This is a genomic window from Rhodococcus sp. 5A-K4, assembly GCF_046097995.1.
Classification (GTDB): Bacteria; Actinomycetota; Actinomycetes; order Mycobacteriales; family Mycobacteriaceae; genus Rhodococcus_F; species Rhodococcus_F erythropolis.
In genome coordinates this window covers 118,103-134,713 of the sequence record NZ_JBJURM010000011.1, presented here as the reverse complement: position 1 = coordinate 134,713, position 16,611 = coordinate 118,103, and the positions used below count along the sequence as shown (strand labels likewise).

Annotated in this window: 16 protein-coding genes and 1 pseudogene; 14 read left to right on the top strand and 3 right to left on the bottom strand. The window is 63.0% G+C overall.

Annotated elements, in window-relative coordinates; all coding sequences use genetic code 11:
• Nucleotides 1-60 precede the first annotated feature (60 nt).
• From pgeF to ACKAMS_RS16525, 10 genes and pseudogenes are all read left to right on the top strand, one after another.
• The gene (gene pgeF / locus ACKAMS_RS16570; RefSeq protein WP_408989268.1) at nt 61-828 is read left to right on the top strand and encodes a peptidoglycan editing factor PgeF; all 768 of its coding nucleotides are present in this window, start codon (nt 61-63) and stop codon (nt 826-828) included.
• A gap of 6 nt (nt 829-834) precedes the next feature.
• Complete coding sequence (locus tag ACKAMS_RS16565) at nt 835-1,584, top strand: YggS family pyridoxal phosphate-dependent enzyme (RefSeq protein ID WP_408989267.1); 750 nt, start codon at nt 835-837, stop codon at nt 1,582-1,584.
• Nucleotides 1,585-1,669: 85 nt separating this feature from the next.
• A complete protein-coding gene (locus tag ACKAMS_RS16560) occupies nt 1,670-2,320 on the top strand; it encodes a cell division protein SepF (protein WP_003941752.1) in 651 nt (216 codons plus the stop codon).
• 189 nt (nt 2,321-2,509) lie between these two features.
• Nucleotides 2,510-2,788, top strand: a complete 279-nt coding sequence (locus ACKAMS_RS16555; protein ID WP_003941780.1) for a YggT family protein — start codon at nt 2,510-2,512, stop codon at nt 2,786-2,788.
• 126 nt (nt 2,789-2,914) lie between these two features.
• Nucleotides 2,915-3,742 (top strand): DivIVA domain-containing protein, encoded by an 828-nt coding sequence (locus tag ACKAMS_RS16550; RefSeq protein WP_003941722.1) that lies wholly within the window; start codon nt 2,915-2,917, stop codon nt 3,740-3,742.
• A 49-nt stretch (nt 3,743-3,791) separates the two neighbouring features.
• Nucleotides 3,792-3,977: pseudogene (locus ACKAMS_RS16545) on the top strand (hypothetical protein); the annotation flags it as partial.
• Between the two features lie 420 nt (nt 3,978-4,397).
• Nucleotides 4,398-7,511: an isoleucine--tRNA ligase gene (ileS, locus tag ACKAMS_RS16540; RefSeq protein WP_020908068.1), complete on the top strand. Its 3,114-nt coding sequence runs from the start codon at nt 4,398-4,400 to the stop codon at nt 7,509-7,511.
• Between the two features lie 68 nt (nt 7,512-7,579).
• Entirely contained in the window at nt 7,580-7,918 is a 339-nt protein-coding gene (locus tag ACKAMS_RS16535) for a TfoX/Sxy family protein (RefSeq protein WP_003941748.1), read from the top strand.
• Nucleotides 7,919-7,954: 36 nt separating this feature from the next.
• Nucleotides 7,955-9,319, top strand: coding sequence for a DNA polymerase IV (locus ACKAMS_RS16530; RefSeq protein ID WP_019748863.1), 1,365 nt, complete (start codon nt 7,955-7,957; stop codon nt 9,317-9,319).
• A 131-nt stretch (nt 9,320-9,450) separates the two neighbouring features.
• On the top strand, nt 9,451-9,942 hold the full coding sequence (locus ACKAMS_RS16525) for a hypothetical protein (protein ID WP_228117853.1): 492 nt from the start codon (nt 9,451-9,453) through the stop codon (nt 9,940-9,942).
• 83 nt (nt 9,943-10,025) lie between these two features.
• Here ACKAMS_RS16525 and ACKAMS_RS16520 read toward each other — a convergent pair whose 3' ends face one another.
• The 3 genes from ACKAMS_RS16520 to ACKAMS_RS16510 form a co-directional block, all read right to left on the bottom strand.
• On the bottom strand, nt 10,026-11,417 hold the full coding sequence (locus tag ACKAMS_RS16520; protein WP_046378698.1) for a glutamate decarboxylase: 1,392 nt from the start codon (nt 11,415-11,417) through the stop codon (nt 10,026-10,028).
• Between the two features lie 142 nt (nt 11,418-11,559).
• Entirely contained in the window at nt 11,560-12,324 is a 765-nt protein-coding gene (locus ACKAMS_RS16515) for a sensor domain-containing protein (RefSeq protein ID WP_408989266.1), read from the bottom strand.
• Nucleotides 12,321-13,247 carry a hypothetical protein gene (locus ACKAMS_RS16510; RefSeq protein WP_097387282.1) on the bottom strand — a complete coding sequence of 309 codons (927 nt, stop codon included), beginning with the start codon at nt 13,245-13,247 and terminating at the stop codon, nt 12,321-12,323. Before ACKAMS_RS16510 ends, ACKAMS_RS16515 begins: the two co-directional genes overlap by 4 nt.
• 68 nt (nt 13,248-13,315) lie before the next feature.
• On the opposite strand from ACKAMS_RS16510, the gene lspA reads away from it, so the two are divergent.
• The 4 genes from lspA to rarD are packed head-to-tail and all read left to right on the top strand — an operon-like array spanning nt 13,316 to nt 16,570.
• Nucleotides 13,316-14,002 (top strand): signal peptidase II, encoded by a 687-nt coding sequence (gene lspA, locus ACKAMS_RS16505; protein ID WP_408989265.1) that lies wholly within the window; start codon nt 13,316-13,318, stop codon nt 14,000-14,002.
• Entirely contained in the window at nt 13,999-14,925 is a 927-nt protein-coding gene (locus tag ACKAMS_RS16500) for an RluA family pseudouridine synthase (protein WP_408989264.1), read from the top strand. The genes lspA and ACKAMS_RS16500 overlap by 4 nt, the downstream gene beginning before the upstream one ends.
• Nucleotides 14,922-15,605, top strand: a complete 684-nt coding sequence (locus ACKAMS_RS16495; protein WP_408989263.1) for a hypothetical protein — start codon at nt 14,922-14,924, stop codon at nt 15,603-15,605. The genes ACKAMS_RS16500 and ACKAMS_RS16495 overlap by 4 nt, the downstream gene beginning before the upstream one ends.
• Nucleotides 15,606-15,616: 11 nt before the next feature.
• Nucleotides 15,617-16,570 carry an EamA family transporter RarD gene (rarD, locus tag ACKAMS_RS16490; RefSeq protein ID WP_029255546.1) on the top strand — a complete coding sequence of 318 codons (954 nt, stop codon included), beginning with the start codon at nt 15,617-15,619 and terminating at the stop codon, nt 16,568-16,570.
• Nucleotides 16,571-16,611 lie beyond the last annotated feature (41 nt).

The following is a 16,611-nucleotide window of genomic DNA, read 5'->3' as shown; positions in this document are numbered from 1 at the left end:
TACCCTGTTCTTGACTGGATGTCCGGTCACGTCTGAGCCGGACGACAACTTTCGACGTTTGTGAGCACACTTATCTTGAGTACCGAGAAGTCGACCATCCGCACCCGCATTCGCCGCGTCGTGACCAGCCGAGCCGGTGGTGTTTCCGCGTCGCCGTACGAGTCGTTCAATCTCGGCGATCACGTCGGAGACGATCCGGCAGCCGTCGAGGCGAATCGCCGTCGTCTGGCACGCGAAATAGGCGTCGAGCCTGACCATCTCGTGTGGATGGAACAGATCCACTCGCGCAACGTCACTGTCGTGACGGAACCGACCGACGAAGTGATTTCCGTGACGGACGCTCTGGTCACCACCGTTCCCGGCCTGGCGCTCGCCACCCTCAGCGCAGACTGTGTTCCCGTTCTGCTCTCCGACGAGGAGGCCGGTGTGATCGCGGCAGTTCATGCCGGACGGATCGGTGCCCGCATCGGTATCGTCCCGCGCGTCCTCGCGGAGATGGTGCGACAGGGCGCGGACGTCTCACGTATCGGTGCCTTCCTCGGCCCGGCAGCGAGCGGACGCCAGTACGAGGTTCCCGCCGCGATGCGTGCGGACGTGGAAAAGCACTTGCCGGGCAGCGCAACTCGCACCGAGAAGGGCACGCCGGGACTCGATCTGCGTGCGGGACTGCGTAAGCAGTTGCTCGCCGCGGGTGTGTCCGGTGTTGCCGAGGACCCGCGGTGCACGATCGAGGATCGCGCGTTGTTCAGTCATCGCCGAGAATCTCTGACTGGGCGTCAAGCTGCAGTGATCTGGATGGAAGCGCCCGCAGCGCAGGAAACCGTCTAGGCAGAAATGCGCCAGACGGATATGCGGCTGACAGAAATATCGACGGCACTCGACTCGGTGCGTGCGCGGCTGGCGGCCGCCTGCCTTGTCGCCGGTCGTGAAGTTTCCGAAGTAGCACTGCTGCCAGTTACCAAATTCTTTCCGGCGTCCGACGCCCGAATCCTGTACGAACTGGGTTGCCGTGAATTCGGTGAGTCTCGTGAGCAGGAAGCAGTGGAGAAGGTCGCGGACTTCGACGGCGCTGCACAGAGCGGCGCGATCGACGATCCGGTTCGCTGGCACATGATCGGGCAGTTGCAGCGCAACAAAGCGCGTTCGGTAGCGAAGTGGGCCTACGCAATTCACTCGGTGGACAGTGCACGACTGGCCGATGCACTCGATCGGGCGGCGCTCGGAGCTTTGTCCGACGGGGAGCGCAAAGCGCCGCTGCGGGTGCTCATCCAGGTAAGTCTCGACGGAGACCCTGCGCGTGGCGGAGTTCCCACGGGAGAGCTAACTCCTCTCGCCGAGCGGATCGAATCAGCCGAAGGTCTCGAATTTGCGGGACTGATGGCCGTCCCGCCACTTGGATCGGATCCGGACGAGCAGTTCGAAATCCTCCGCAGGGCACATCTTTTGATTCTCGAATCGCATCCTCGGGCAACCGAACTCTCGGCTGGCATGACCGGTGATCTGGAGGCCGCAGTGCGCCACGGATCAACGTGCGTGCGTGTCGGAACCGCACTGCTCGGCTCACGACCAGTAATCTCGAGGTGATCGCTCAGGTGATCGCCCAACCCGTCCACACCGCTGCGACCGGTCGCAGTCGGATTGATTCCGCCGCGCCAAGGAAGGTCGATCAATGAGCAACCTGCATAAGTTCAAGGCTTACTTCGGCATGGTTCCCCTCGATGACTACGAGGACGAATACGTGGAGGAGCCCGATCAGGCTCGCCGCGCACCCCGTCGTAGTCACGACGGCTATGCCGAGCGCGACGACCGCGAGTTCGTCGAACCTGCCTTCTCGAAGGCGAGCTACGCGCCCAGTCGTCGTGACGAGGAGGACGCGGAGTTCGATCGCTACGATTCCCGGCCCCGCGTCGACACCGTTCCCAGCCGCAGTAGCCGCCCGGCGATGGCGCCGCGTCCGGCAAGCCGTGGAAACCTCGCGGTCGACGCCCGTGCAGAGCGTCCCGAAGCGCGACGTGCGCCTGTTGTCGATGACGGCGGCCCGCTCGCCAAGATCACGACACTGCGTCCGCAGAGCTACGCAGAGGCCCGCACCATCGGTGAGCGGTTCCGCGACGGCACTCCCGTCATCATGGATCTGGTCGACATGAGCAACGCCGACGCGAAGCGTCTGGTCGATTTCGCGGCCGGCCTGGCGTTCGCATTGCGTGGTTCTTTCGACAAGGTAGCCACCAAAGTGTTTCTTCTCTCACCGGCTGACATCGACGTTTCCGCTGAGGAACGCCGTCGTATCGCGGAGACGGGTTTCTACAGCCAGAAATGATGGTCTCGACCGCAGTCCGGCCCCTGAGCAGGGGTGACGTGAGCACATTCGAACGGCGGCCCGTCTCGGCGGACGCCGCATTCGGACCCATCGCCGGCCGTTACAAGACGGACTCGATGCGGGCCGGTTCCGGAATTGCTGCGGTGTGTCTGTTTTGGACACACCGCAGAAGTCAGGCAGAGTGAGGGTGTGGACGCGCTTCTCTCTGTGATCTATCTGGTGCTGGTTGTCTTCTGGCTGTTGCTGATCGGCAGAGTGATCGTCGAGTTCGTTCGTTCGTTTGCCAGAGATTGGCGACCGACCGGATTGGTCGCAGTCATTCTCGAAACCATTTTTACGATCACCGATCCTCCGGTGAAACTGCTCCGCAGGTTGATCCCCCCGATCAACCTCGGTGGAGTTCGCTTGGATCTATCCATCATGGTCTTGCTTTTCATCGTCATCATCCTGATGTCGGTTGTTCGCTGAGCGCAGTCCGAGTGAGTGGTATGCCAGAATGGAAGCCATAACTCATCCGGTGGTTCGCCACTACGTAGACTGTGTTGCAACTGAATGCTTGCTAGACCGCCAAATGACGCGTGAAGGGATCCTTCCATGCCGCAACTGACTCCAGCTGACGTGCACAACGTTGCGTTCAGCAAGCCGCCTATCGGCAAGCGTGGCTACAACGAGGACGAGGTCGACGCATTCCTCGACCTCGTCGAGCAGGCGCTGTCGCAGCTCATCGAAGAGAATGCGGACCTGCGCCAGCGCGTAGGTGAGCTGGATCAGGAGCTCGCGGCTGCCAAGAAGTCGCCGGCACCTGCTCAGCAGGCAGCACCCGTCGCAGCGCAGCCCAAGCCGGAGCCCGCTCGGGTCGTAGAACCGCCCAAGCCTGCACCCGTTGCAGCTCCGGTTCCCGCCGCCGCTGCCGTTGCAGCGCCGCAGAGTGGCGACACCCACATGCAGGCCGCGAAGGTCCTCGGACTGGCTCAGGAGATGGCGGATCGCCTCACCAACGATGCCAAGACCGAATCCGAGCAGCTGCTCGGCAGTGCTCGCACCAACTCCGAGCAGCTCATGAGCGAGGCTCGAAGCAAGGCCGACGGCATGATCGCGGATGCGCGCAACAAGTCGGAAGCAATGCTGACCGACGCTCAGACTCGCTCCGAGACCCAGCTTCGCCAGGCTCAGGAGAAGGCAGACGCTCTCAAGGCAGACGCCGAGAAGAAGCACACCGAAATCATGGCGACCATCAACCAGCAGCGTTCGGTCCTCGAGGGCCGTATCGAGCAGCTCAAGACGTTCGAACGTGAGTACCGGGTGCGCCTGAAGTCCTACCTGGAATCGCAGCTCGAAGAGCTCGAACAGCGTGGCTCGGCCGTTCCGGTCGACGGTGGACAGGATTCCTACAGCCCGTCCTTCGCCAAGGGAAACAGCTGACCGAGAGCGCCTCGTCGGCTCAGCTATCGGACCGGACAAAGGTTGATACGTGCTGGTCGTGACGTTGGTTCTCGCGGGAGTTGGCTTCGCTCTCCTGATCGTTGCCCTGACCACAGGGTCGCTGATCTGGGCGTGGGCATGTATCGCGATTTGTGTAGCAGGTGCCGTCCTCCTGCTGGTCAGTGCGCTGACCAGCAGGAAGGCGGTTCCTTCGTTGGATGACCCGATATCGGGCAGCGGCGTGTCGTCGCCTTACGGTCGAGTCGAGAGTTCCTCGGATTCCTCGACCGATGATGCAGCTACTGCCAACGACGACAATCAGGGAAACCACGGCGGGTCGCCGGGTGCCCCCGACAAGTCCTAGGGCGAGTTCCGACAAGGTCCAGGACGAGTATTAGACTGTCCAACACGAATACCAGGCTGTGATCCGGCAATCACCGGGGAGCTTTCGGAAGAACGGTTGTCGACGCTTTCGTACGTGTCGAGGACCCAGTAGAACCGAACGGGTGAGCCCGTCACAGCTCGATCGAGTGGCAGCTCGAGATCCGGTGTGAAAGCACGGATCTGCGGGGTGCAAACGGGGTGGTACCGCGGTGTCGGCGCACAAGCGTCACGTCGTCCCCGTGCCGAGTCCGACTGGCACGAGGAGATCGCCATGGCGAGTAACGGGTATCCCAAAGTCGACTACGGTGTCCCCGCCGACACCGGAGTCAAGTTCCCCGAACTGGAACAGAAAGTCCTGAAACAGTGGGACGACGACGACACCTTCCGTGCGTCGGTTTCCAATCGGGACGGTAACGAAGAGTTCGTTTTCTACGACGGACCGCCATTCGCAAACGGTTTGCCGCACTATGGCCACCTGCTGACGGGGTACGTCAAGGACCTGGTGCCGCGCTTCCAGACAATGCGTGGACGCAAGGTCGAACGACGCTTCGGCTGGGATTGCCACGGCCTTCCGGCAGAGCTCGAAGCGGAGAAGCAGCTCGGCATCAAGGACAAGGCCGAGATCGAAGTCATGGGTCTGGCCAAGTTCAACGAGTACTGCAAGGCCTCGGTGCTCAAGTACACCGACGAGTGGCGTGACTACGTCACCCGCCAGGCGCGCTGGGTCGATTTCGACAACGACTACAAGACCCTGGACGTCGACTTCATGGAGTCCGTCATGTGGGCCTTCAAGGAGCTGCACGACAAGGGCCTGATCTATCAGGGCTTCCGTGTGCTGCCCTACAGCTGGTACGAGCAGACTCCGCTGTCCAATCAGGAGACTCGTCTCGACGACGCGTACAAGATGCGTCAGGATCCTGCAGTCACGGTCGACATGCCGTTGGTCGCTCCGGGTTCACCCCTCGACGGCGCAAACGCGATCATCTGGACCACGACTCCGTGGACACTGCCGTCCAACTTGGCCACTGCGGTTCATCCCGAGGTCGACTACGTCCAGGTGCTCGGCGAGGACGGAAAGCGGTACGTGCTCGCAGAAGCACGGGTAGCTCATTACGCACGTGAGCTGGGGGAGGACCCCGAGGTCGTTTCCCGTCACAAGGGCGCCGAGCTGGTCGGACTGTCGTACACACCGCCGTTCGACTTCTTCCTCGGACATCCGAATGCGCACGTCGTGCTCTCGGCGGACTACGTGACAACCGACTCCGGAACCGGAATCGTCCACCTCGCACCGGCTTTCGGTGAAGAGGATATGGACGTGGCCACGGCCAACGGTATCGAGGTCGTACAGCCGCTCGATCCGGGTGGAAAGTTCACCTCGATGGTTCCGCCGTACGAGGGCCTGATGGTGTTCGACGCCAACCCGGTCATCATCAAGGACCTCAAGGCTGCCGGAAAGCTGCTGCGGCACGAGACGATCGAGCACTCGTACCCACACAGTTGGCGCAGTGGGCAGCCGCTGATCTACATGGCGGTTCCCTCGTGGTTCGTCGCGGTCACCAAGTTCCGAGATCGCATGGTCGAGCTGAACAAGGACATCACGTGGGTGCCCGAGCACATCCGTGACGGCCAGTTCGGCAAGTGGCTCGAAGGTGCACGAGACTGGAACATCAGCCGAAACCGTTACTGGGGCAGCCCGATCCCGGTGTGGGTGTCGGACGATCCGCAGTACCCGCGTACGGACGTGTACGGCTCGCTCGATCAGTTGGAGGCAGACTTCGGTGTGCGTCCGACCGACCTGCATCGCCCGATGATCGACGACCTGGTCCGTCCGAACCCCGACGACCCGACCGGGAAGTCGATGATGCGTCGCGTTCCCGAGGTGCTCGACTGCTGGTTCGAATCCGGTTCGATGCCGTACGCGCAGGTGCACTACCCATTCGAGAACCGTGAATGGTTCGAGGGCCATTTCCCGGGCGATTTCATCGTCGAGTACAACGGGCAGACTCGCGGCTGGTTCTACACGCTGCACGTGCTGGCAACCGCACTCTTCGATCGTCCGGCGTTCAAAACCGTTGCTGCGCACGGCATCGTGCTCGGTGACGACGGACTGAAGATGAGCAAGTCCAAGGGCAACTACCCGGACGTGAAGGAGGTGTTCAACCGCGACGGCAGCGATGCCATGCGATGGTTCCTGATGTCTTCGCCGATCTTGCGCGGCGGAAACCTCATCGTGACCGAGCAGGGCATCCGCGAAGGCGTACGTCAGGCGTTGCTCCCGCTGTGGAACGCCTGGAGCTTCCTGCAGTTGTACGCGCCGGAATCCGGTGTGTGGCGTACCGATTCGGAGAACATCCTCGATCAGTACATCCTGGCCAAGCTCGCTACCACCCGCGACGTGATCACCGAGGCCCTCGAGGTCAACGACATCGCCGGCGCGTGCGACGAGCTTCGGTTGTTCTGCGACGCGCTCACCAACTGGTATGTGCGACGGTCTCGTTCGCGGTTCTGGGACGAGGATCGCGACGCGATCGACACCCTGCACACCGTGCTCGAGGTCGTGACGCGTCTCGCTGCGCCGCTGTTGCCGCTGGTGTCCGAGGTGATCTGGCGCGGGTTGACCGGGGAGCGCTCGGTTCACCTGGCTGATTGGCCGGAGGCGTCGGAGCTCCCCGCGAACCCCGAGCTGGTAGCGGCGATGGACGACGTCCGGACCGTGTGCTCCACGGTGCTGAGCCTGCGCAAGGCACAGAATCTGCGAGTTCGTCTTCCGCTGCCCGAGGTCACGGTTGCGGCGCCGGATGCCGAGCGTCTGCGTCCGTTCCTCGGACTGATCGCCGACGAGGTCAACGTCAAGAAGGTCGATCTGACCGATGACGTCGACGTGCACGGGCGCTTCGAGATCGCGGTCAACGCGCGTGCTGCAGGACCGCGTCTGGGCAAATCCGTTCAGACTGTCATCAAGGCGGTCAAGGCGGGCGACTGGACCGAGAACGCGGACGGCGTCGTAGTTGCGGCGGGCATCGAACTGCTGCCCGAGGAGTACACGCAGAAACTGGTTGCAGCCGAGCCTGATTCGACGGCTGCATTGCCAGACGGTGCGGGACTCGTCGTACTCGATTCCGTCGTGACGGAGGAACTCGAAGCCGAGGGCTGGGCGAAGGACCGTATCCGTCAGTTGCAGGATGCGCGTCGTGCCGCCGGTTTGGACGTCTCGGACCGGATCAACGTCGTACTCGAGGTTCCGCAGGACTGCAAGGAGTGGGCGGAGCGTCATCGCGAATTGATCGCCGGTGAGGTTCTGGCCACCTCGTTCTCGGTGGGTGAAGCGGGAGACGACGCCGTCGATCTCGGTGACGGTATCCGCGCCGCGATCACGAAGGTCTAATACCGCCGAAACTACTCCGGCTCCCCGATGAATGTCTGTATGTCGGGGTGCCGGAGTAGTTTGCTCTCATGAGTACGAGCAAGGAAACCGTGGCGCGCATTCTCGAGCAGTTGGAACCGCTCGACGTGCGGGCAAGGGCGATGTTCGGCGAGTACGGATTGTATTGCGACGAGAAGATCGTGGGCTTGATCTGCGGAGACGTTCTGTTCGTCAAACCCACCGAGGTCAGTACCGAATTCGGATCAGAGGCCGATCTGGCTCCGCCGTACCCGGGAGCGAAGGATTACTACCGGGTGACGGAGGAAAGGCTGCAGGACCTCGATCACCTGCACGCCTTCATTCAACGGACTGCCGACGTACTACCCCTGCCGAAGAAGAAGTCGCCCAAGAAGAAGGCGCGGACGTAAATTCTGCACCTACTTTTGAGAGAACCGTAACGCCCGATGAATCAAGGTGATCCCACACGAAGTCGCAGGTGGGTGCTGCATCTCGACATGGATGCGTTTTTCGCCTCTGCCGAGCAGTTGACCCGTCCCACGCTGCGAGGTCGCCCGGTGCTGGTCGGCGGCTTGGGTGGGCGCGGAGTGGTGGCCGGGGCAAGTTACGAAGCGAGAGTTTTCGGTGCGCGTTCGGCAATGCCGATGCACCAAGCACGCCGGATGGTCGGTGGCGGAGCGGTGGTATTGCCACCGCGGATGTCGTTGTATTCGGTTCTGAGTAAACGCACCTTCGACGCGTTGCGCCTTCGTATGCCGATCCTCGAGCAATTGTCGGTGGACGAGGCCTTCGGTGAACCGGTGGAGTTGGCCGGAGTCGGGGCCGACGAGGTCCGCGCGTTTTGCGAGGACCTGCGGGCGTTGATCAAGGCCGAGACCGGGTTGGTCGCCTCGATCGGTGCCGGCGCAGGTAAGCAGGTCGCCAAGATCGCGTCGGGACTGGCAAAGCCCGACGGCGTCGCAGTGATTCCTCCCGGGATGCAGCACGAGTTGCTCGATCCTCTTCCGGTGCGAAAGCTGTGGGGGATCGGTCCTGTTGCCGAGGAAAAGCTCAAGCGTCTCGGAATCGAAACCATCGGAGGGTTTGCCCGCACTCCCATAGCGGAGGTGGCGTCGATACTCGGAACCACTGTCGGACCGGGGTTGCATCGGCTCGCGCAGGGGATCGACGATCGGCCGGTCGCCGAGCGTGCCGAATCCAAGCAGATCAGCGCGGAATCCACGTTCGCCGCAGACATCGTCACGATGGCACAATTGCGCGCGGCCGTCGAAAGTAGTGGTCGCGCAGCATTTTCCAGGCTGGAGAAGGACGGAAGAGCAGCTCGCACCGTCGTACTGAAGCTCAAGAAGTCCGATATGAGCATTCTGACGCGATCCGTGACGTTGCCGTTTGCCACCATCGACCGCCAAATCCTTGTCGCGACTGCGCAGAAACAGGTCATCGACCCGCAGGAATTGGGGCCGATTCGCCTCGTCGGTGTGGGATTCGCCGGTTTGTCCACCGTTCGGCAAGGATCACTTTTTCCCGAGTTGGATCAGGATGTTCCCGGCTATCCGGTCGAGACTCTCACGGGCGCCCTCGATGAGGCCGAACTCGACGTTCCGGTGGCCGCACGCGTCCCTCAGCGCTACTGGCACCCTGGTTTGGACGTGAAGCATCCAGAATACGGACACGGTTGGGTGCAAGGCGCCGGGCACGGAGTGGTGACAGTTCGCTTCGAAACCCGTTCCAGCGGAACGGGAATAGCCAAAACCTTCGCCGAATCGGATGAGGTGCTCGAGGTAGCAGATGCGGTCGACAGCCTTCTCTGAGGATGTCCTTAGACTTTTTCCGCTTACCGTTGGGTAATGTTGTCGACGATCCTCGAGCAAGCACGATGTTCGACTGACGCTCGAATGTGAACACCCGAATGGATAGGACTGAGAAGTTGAAGCTTCAGAAGATGACCGTTGCAGCCGTGGCGATCGCAGCAGCCCTGACGATGACCGCTTGTGGCTCGGATGACAAGACCGACTCACCCACCACGACGTCCAAGAGTGCGACGGCCACCACCAGCACCACGGACGTTGCAGCTCCCGAGCTCCCGACGTCTGCTGAGCTCAACGGCAAGGTCGCCCAGGCACTCGACGAGACCGTTCCGGCCGCAGACAAGGTCAACCTCGTCCAGGGCGCCGAGCAGGATCCCGAGCTGATCAACCAGGTCGCCGCTGCCGCCAAGGCTGCCGGCGCGCAGGTCGAGATCCTCGACCCGGTCACCGACACGGGTAGCGAGACGGCCGCAGCTTCGCTGAACATCGTCGTCAACGGCCAGCCGCTGCAGCAGGGTCTGCAGGCTTCGTTCGTCTACGAGGACGGCGTCTGGAAGCTCTCGAAGACCACCGCTTGCCAGATCGTCGGCGTTGCAGGTCTGACCTCGCCTGCTTGCGCTGCTTGATCTCTGCGCAACACCTGAAACACCAGAGTGGCCGTCGACCCCCGAAAGGGAGTCGGCGGCCGCTCTTCATGCAGTGATCGTCGTCAGTGATGGAATCCCTCGGTGACGCGTGGCCGCGGCATCGGGCTGTCGAGTTCGTCGAGGAACGCGGTTTCCTCTTCGATGATGCGCAGCAGATTGGCTGCCAGGTCCATGCTCAGTCCGTTACGAACCACGATGCGCTGCACTGTCAGATCCGAGAGATCGTCCGGCATGGGATAGGCCGGCACCAACCAGCCCTTGCCCCGCAGTCGGTCCGACAGGTCGTACAGCGTCCAGTTGGACGTGTGGCCCTCGGCGAGGCGCCACGCGAAGACCGGGATGTCGGAACCGTCGTTCCACAATTCGAAGGCGTCGAGCTTCCCGATTCCTTCGGCGAGGAATTTCGCCACGTCCTGTGAGGACTGCTGGATCGCGCGATAGCCGTCGTGGCCGAGACGCAGGAACAAGTAGAACTGCAGGATCACCTGAGCGCCGGGCCGCGAGAAGTTCAGCGCGAAGGTCGGCATACTGCCGCCGAGGTAGCTCACCTTGAACACGAGGTCGTCGGGAAGTAGATCCTGCGATCGCCAGACCACCCAGCCGAGGCCGGGGTAGACGAGTCCGTACTTGTGCGCCGAGGTGTTGATGGAGTGCACGCGCGGGAGCCGGAAATCCCATTCGAGTTCCGGCTGTAGGAACGGGGCGATCATTGCGCCGGAAGCGCCGTCGACGTGGATGGGAACGTCGAGTCCCGTCTTTTCCTGGATCGCGTCGAGTGCCTTCGAGATTTCCAGGACCGGCTCGTACATCCCGGTGTACGTGACACCCATGATCGCGATTACGCCGATGGTGTTCTCGTCGACGTACTTGTCCAGATCGTGACCGTCGAGGGTCCGGTGTTCCTCGCTGATCGGCACGTAGCGCGCCTCGACGTCCCAGTAGTTGCAGAATTTCTCCCAGCACACCTGGACGGCGGAACTCATGATGAGATTTGGTTTTTCGGTGGACTTCCCCGCGGCTTTTCGTGCGTGCTGCCAGCGTCGTTTCATCGCCAGGCCACCGAGCATGCACGCCTCGGACGAACCGATCGTTGAGGTACCGATTGCGTCCTTGGGGGAGGGCGAGTGCCAGAGGTCGGCAAGGATGCGCCAGCAATAGGTTTCGATCGCGGCGGTCTGTGGATACTCGTCCTTGTCGATCATGTTCTTGTCGAACGACTCGGCATACAGTTTGGTGGCGTGATCGTCCATCCACGTGCTGACGAACGTCGCGAGATTGAGCCGCGCATTGCCGTCGAGCATCGTTTCGTCGTGGACGATCTGATACGCGGTCTCGGGAAGCATGCCGTCGGGTTCGAGTGTGTACTTCGATGCAACCGAATCCTCGCCAGGCCTCGAGAAGATCGGATTGACGGCTACGTAATCGGTGTGATCTGACCTTCTGGGTTCCGGCATGAACTCTGGCTCCTCACATCAGTGTGTCGCGTTGGTCTGTTTCGTACCTACTCTCACCGTTCAGTGTGGACGGGCAGTTGTCAAAGGGTCTGTGGTCCCGAATCATTCGCGTAAGGCCGAGACGGGACTAATCCGCTCGTTGTCAGGGCGTTTGTGCGCGCAGGCGATCGGCGGCGGCCGATGCCATCGAGTGCAGCACGTCGGGGGCGATCGGACTCGGCGCAGTTGCGGACACCTGGGTCAACGTGGTCCCGACTGCGGCCACGATCGCATCGGCGACCAAGGTGAAACCGCCACTCTCCGTGATGATTCGGAAAGCGAAAGACGCGTCGCCGACGTTCGGGTCCGACGCTCCGCCGACGCGATAGGTGATTGTCGTTCCGTCGGCATCGGTTCCCGAATATTCCGCGCACCCGGCCAGCGTGGTCTGAAGTTTCTCGAAAGCTGCTGCTGCCGCTGCGCCGTCGGCGTACGAAGCAGAGTCCTGATCGATGCTCGTGAAATCGGGGCCGGTGAACATGTCGGAGAGGTCGGCGACCGATCCGGGAGCCTGGGTGGCTATCGGTGCCAGAACCTGAGCGCAGACGGCGGGGTCGGTGCTCGACTTGTCCGCCTCCGAACTCTCCGGCGCCGGTGCGAGGCCGAGGTCGTCGACCGGGTCGGGAACTATGTCGAAGTCCGCAGGTAGTTCGGAGAGGGTGAGCGCGGCTCGTTGCAGCGCATCACGGTCGAGAGGTGCCCCGCTCAGCGGTGCGGCCGGAGCAGCTGTGAACGGCGCCAAGCCGACCTGTGGGGCGGAAACCTGCGTAGTTGTGTCAGCACTAGGAGAGTCGTCCGAGCCGCAACCGGTGACGACGAACAGTGCCGCCGTTGTTGTCAGGCCCAGTGCGAGCGACCGGCGTGTCACGATTCCCACCGAATGCTGTTGGAGATCGTCTGCCGGATCACCGAGGAGCTGTCCGGATCGCCGTACGCCTGGTCGCCGCCGACGGTCATCTGTCCGGCGATCGGCAAGGGGAGTGAGAGGTCGACGGTGAGGTTTCCGGAGCCGGCCATGACGTACTGATCGATGTTCAGCGTTCCGGCGTCACCGGCCAGGTTCCAGACCGGGCTCTGCGGGGTCTGCGATACGTCCACCGCGAGCGAAAGCCGATTGCCCTCCCGCGCGGTGAGCGTGACGGTGGTTGTCTGATCGAGCAGGATTTCACTGCTGACTTGTTGTCGAACCACCCAACGTGCGCCGACACCGACCGGAGCGTCGGGGAGTGCAACGGTCCGGTAGACCGCTTGGCCGAGCGCCTGTTCGATTGCAGCGCGGGCAGCATTGGCCGAGTTGGCGGACGGCTTCAACCGTAGGGCGGTGATGGCGCCCGAATCCGTGACCGACAATCCGGCCGCAGATCCGTCTGCCCCGCTCAGCGCTGCCTGCAGCGTTGCGTCCGGCGAGGTCATCGACGACAGCGTCAGGTCTACGACAGCGGTGGGATCGTCAGCGGTCACGTTTGCCGAGAGCGGGATCGTGATCTCCGGCGAAGAGAAATCTTGTGCCGGCTGTTGATCGATCTGCTGACTCACGACCGCCTGGGTGACGAGCGTCGCCGTCTGCGTGGTGCCGACAGGCAAGTTCATGCGCAGTACCTCGCGCGGTTCGCTTCCCGCATCGAGTACCTCGACGGTGGCGGCGGTCACCGGAACAGTGACTTCGCTCGGCGACGAGGTAGGTGTGGTGGGAGGTTGATCCGAGTCGCCGCAAGCGGTGAGAACGGTGGTGAGAGCGAGGGCAGCGAGGGCGAACGGAACTCGTCGGCCGGTCGTGGACAGCAGTGGCACGCGCTCCAGGCTAGCCGCAGTTGCAGAGTGCGTGACCCGGTGCGGTGAACATGAGGGATGATGGTTGCGTGAGTACAGACCACCCAGACCGAGATGTCAACGCGGAGGATCAGCCGATTACCGAAATCTCGAAGGCCGACGAGCCCGAAACCGTGAAACCGGAAGCCGTGAAATCGGAAGACGGTGACCTGGCGGTTGCGCCGGTCGCAAAGCCCCGCCGGCTGACCATGCTCATTGCCATCGCCGCTGTCATCCTGCTCTCGGACATTCTCACGAAGGTGTGGGCAGTCGCCGCGGTCAAGCCGGGGCAGCCGATCGAAATCATCGGTGACGTGGTCACATTCACGATGGTGCGCAATCCCGGTGCAGCGTTCTCGATGGCGACGTCGATGACGTGGATCCTCACCCTCGTCGCCATCGGTGTCGTCATCGGTGTGATCAAGATCGGTCGCACGCTCCGATCACCGTGGTGGGCGCTCGGTCTCGGCCTCGTTCTCGGCGGCGCGCTGGGTAACCTCGTCGACCGATTCTTCCGCTCTCCCGGAATCATGCGCGGACATGTGGTGGACTTCGTCTCCGTCGGTTGGTGGCCCGTGTTCAACATCGCGGATGCCGCGATCGTCTGTGGCGCGATCCTGCTTGTCCTACTGACTCTTTTCGGCTTCGAACCCAACGGCGAACGCCTGCGTGATCACAAGGCGGACGACAAGAAGCTCACCGAATCGAAGGCCGCAGCCGAGGGAGAAACCAAGTGAGGGAATCCCGTTCGATGCCCGTGCCCGACGGCCTCGACGCCATGCGGGTCGATGCCGGCCTCGCGCGCCTTCTCGGACTCTCGCGCACCGTGGTCGCGACACTCGCGGAAGAGGGTTCGGTACTCGTCGACGGTGTGGCGGTCGGCAAGTCCGATCGTCTGACCGCAGGGTCGTGGCTCGAGGTTGTCCTGCCCGAACCGCCGCGGCCCCTGACCATCGAGGCGACACCGGTCGAGGGGATGGAGATCCTCTACGCCGACGACGACGTCGTTGCAGTCGACAAGCCCGTCGGAGTTGCCGCGCACGCCAGCGTCGGGTGGACGGGACCGACCGTCATCGGCGGACTTGCCGCGGCCGGTTTCCGTATCTCGACGTCCGGTGCCCACGAGCGTCAGGGCATCGTTCACCGTCTGGACGTCGGAACGTCGGGTGTCATGGTGGTTGCCACCTCCGAGCGCGCATACACCTTGCTCAAGCGCGCTTTCAAGCAGCGGACCATCGACAAGCGCTACCACGCACTCGTGCAGGGACACCCCGACCCGAGCAGCGGAACCATCGACGCCCCGATCGGACGCCACCACGGGAACGACTGGCGGTTCACGGTCACGGCCGACGGCAAGCCCAGCGTCACGCACTACGACACCATCGAGGCGTTCCAGGCAGCGAGTCTGCTGGACGTGCACCTCGAAACCGGTCGCACACACCAGATCCGTGTCCACTTCTCGGCGTTGCGCCATCCGTGCTGCGGCGACCTGACCTACGGCGCGGACCCCCGACTTGCCGAGAGGCTCGGTCTCGAACGCCAGTGGCTGCACGCAGTCTCGCTCGGCTTCGCCCACCCGGCGGACGGTCGTTGGGTCGAGATCAAGAGTAAGCACCCGAAGGATCTCGAACACGCACTCGAAGTTCTCCGGTCCTCATGACACCGCGCGGGCTTACCCCCGCGCTGGCCGTCGTCGCAGTGGTGGTCGGTGTGGCGGCGGTGGTGGGCGTGGGGTTCGCGAATCCCGTGCCGACCCCGCCGATCACGACGGACACTCTCGGTCCGGACAGTGGGGAAGCTGTGCCGGACTACCTCGACCGAGCGCGAGATTCGGTCGCGTCGGTCGACGGGCCGGTGTGGGCGTTGGTCTCGTTCACGAAGGCACTCACCGTCGACGAGGTCATCACGTCGACCAGCAGTGTGCAGGTGCCGGGCGCTGAGGTCTCGGGCGTTCGCGTTTCCAGGGTCATGTTCCGAGTTCCGATCGAGCGCGTCCAGACGCCGCTCATGTCCGTGCCCGTTCCCGACAACGACGAAGCAGTGCGCAGATCGCCCGGTGTTGCAGCCACGCGACTGATCTCGCTCGGCGGCGACACCGATCGTCAGCAACAGGTGGCGCTCGCGTCGGCGAAGCAATTGTCCGCCGGGTGCGCCTGCGCGGTGGGCGTGCTGGTGCGAGCTACTCCCGAAGGACTCGAAGCGATCGAACATGACTCGAACGTCCGTGCAGTGGAAGCATTGCCGTCCGACGCCTCGACGTGGTTGGCGGCCGTCCGTCCATTGCTGCCGGAGTACGTGGACGTCGTTGCTCCCGGCCCCGACGACGGCCCGGTCCCGTGAACTCCGGTTCCGTGAACTCCGGTTCTGTGAACAAGGACGAACGCGCTAGGTCCGGTTCGTCCTCGGGGATCTTCTACGGTGTGGCGGCTTTCCTGTTGTGGGGAACGTTCCCGGCATTCTTCGGACTACTCGACTTCGCCGATCCGGTCGAGATCCTTGCGCACCGGGTGGTGTGGACCCTTCTGTTAATGCTGATCGTGTTGGCCTTTGCCGGCCGCCTCGGATCGCTTCGCGGAATCAGCGCACGCACCTGGCTGCTGGTGACCGCGGCATCAGCGGCGATCGCGGTGAACTGGGGAACGTACATCTATGCCGTGGTGTCAGGCCGCGTCGTGGAGGCGGCCCTCGGGTACTTCATCAACCCGCTGGTCACTGTTCTGCTCGGCGTCGTGATCTTCCGCGAACGATTGCGCCGCGCTCAGATCGCTGCCCTCGTCCTCGCTGCAACGGCAGTTGTCGTGATCACGGTCGACTTCGGTAAACCGCCGATCGTCGCATTGGTGCTCGCCGGTTCGTTTGCCACCTACGGGCTGGTCAAGAAGGTGGTTCCGCTCGATCCCCGAACCAGTTTGACTGCCGAGGGAGTCGTCGCCGCACCCTTCGCGGTCGGCTACCTCGTGTTTCTCGGCCTGACCGGGGCCGGTGCCTTCATCAGCAGCGGCGCCGGACACAGCCTGTTGCTGCTTGCCGCCGGCCCGGTCACTGCACTGCCCCTGCTCCTGTTCGGCGTTGCCGCTCAGCGAGTTCCCTTGGCGACGATGGGCATGCTGCAGTACCTCACCCCGGCGCTGCAGATGGCGTGGGGTGTGGCCGTCATGCACGAGGACATGCCGGCCTCACGCTGGATCGGCTTCGTTCTGATCTGGGCTGCGCTGGTGATCTTCACGACAGATACCTTCGTCGCCAGTCGACGTTCGCGGCGTTCGATGAGGTCGAGCGCCGAACCTGAGGTTCCGGTCACGTGATCGGAGGCGGCACACTGCGACTCCTCGATGGCGGTCGCCGA

Excerpts from the sequence above, each read along its gene's own strand:
- ACKAMS_RS16565 (WP_408989267.1), top strand. The coding sequence starts at position 835 with ATGCGCCAGACGGATATGCGGCTGACAGAAATATCGACGGCACTCGAC.
- ACKAMS_RS16560 (WP_003941752.1), top strand. The coding sequence starts at position 1,670 with ATGAGCAACCTGCATAAGTTCAAGGCTTACTTCGGCATGGTTCCCCTC.
- ACKAMS_RS16550 (WP_003941722.1), top strand. The coding sequence starts at position 2,915 with ATGCCGCAACTGACTCCAGCTGACGTGCACAACGTTGCGTTCAGCAAG.
- ileS (WP_020908068.1), top strand. The coding sequence starts at position 4,398 with ATGGCGAGTAACGGGTATCCCAAAGTCGACTACGGTGTCCCCGCCGAC.
- ACKAMS_RS16535 (WP_003941748.1), top strand. The coding sequence starts at position 7,580 with ATGAGTACGAGCAAGGAAACCGTGGCGCGCATTCTCGAGCAGTTGGAA.
- ACKAMS_RS16530 (WP_019748863.1), top strand. The coding sequence starts at position 7,955 with ATGAATCAAGGTGATCCCACACGAAGTCGCAGGTGGGTGCTGCATCTC.
- ACKAMS_RS16525 (WP_228117853.1), top strand. The coding sequence starts at position 9,451 with ATGACCGTTGCAGCCGTGGCGATCGCAGCAGCCCTGACGATGACCGCT.
- ACKAMS_RS16520 (WP_046378698.1), bottom strand. The coding sequence starts at position 11,417 with ATGCCGGAACCCAGAAGGTCAGATCACACCGATTACGTAGCCGTCAAT.
- ACKAMS_RS16495 (WP_408989263.1), top strand. The coding sequence starts at position 14,922 with ATGACACCGCGCGGGCTTACCCCCGCGCTGGCCGTCGTCGCAGTGGTG.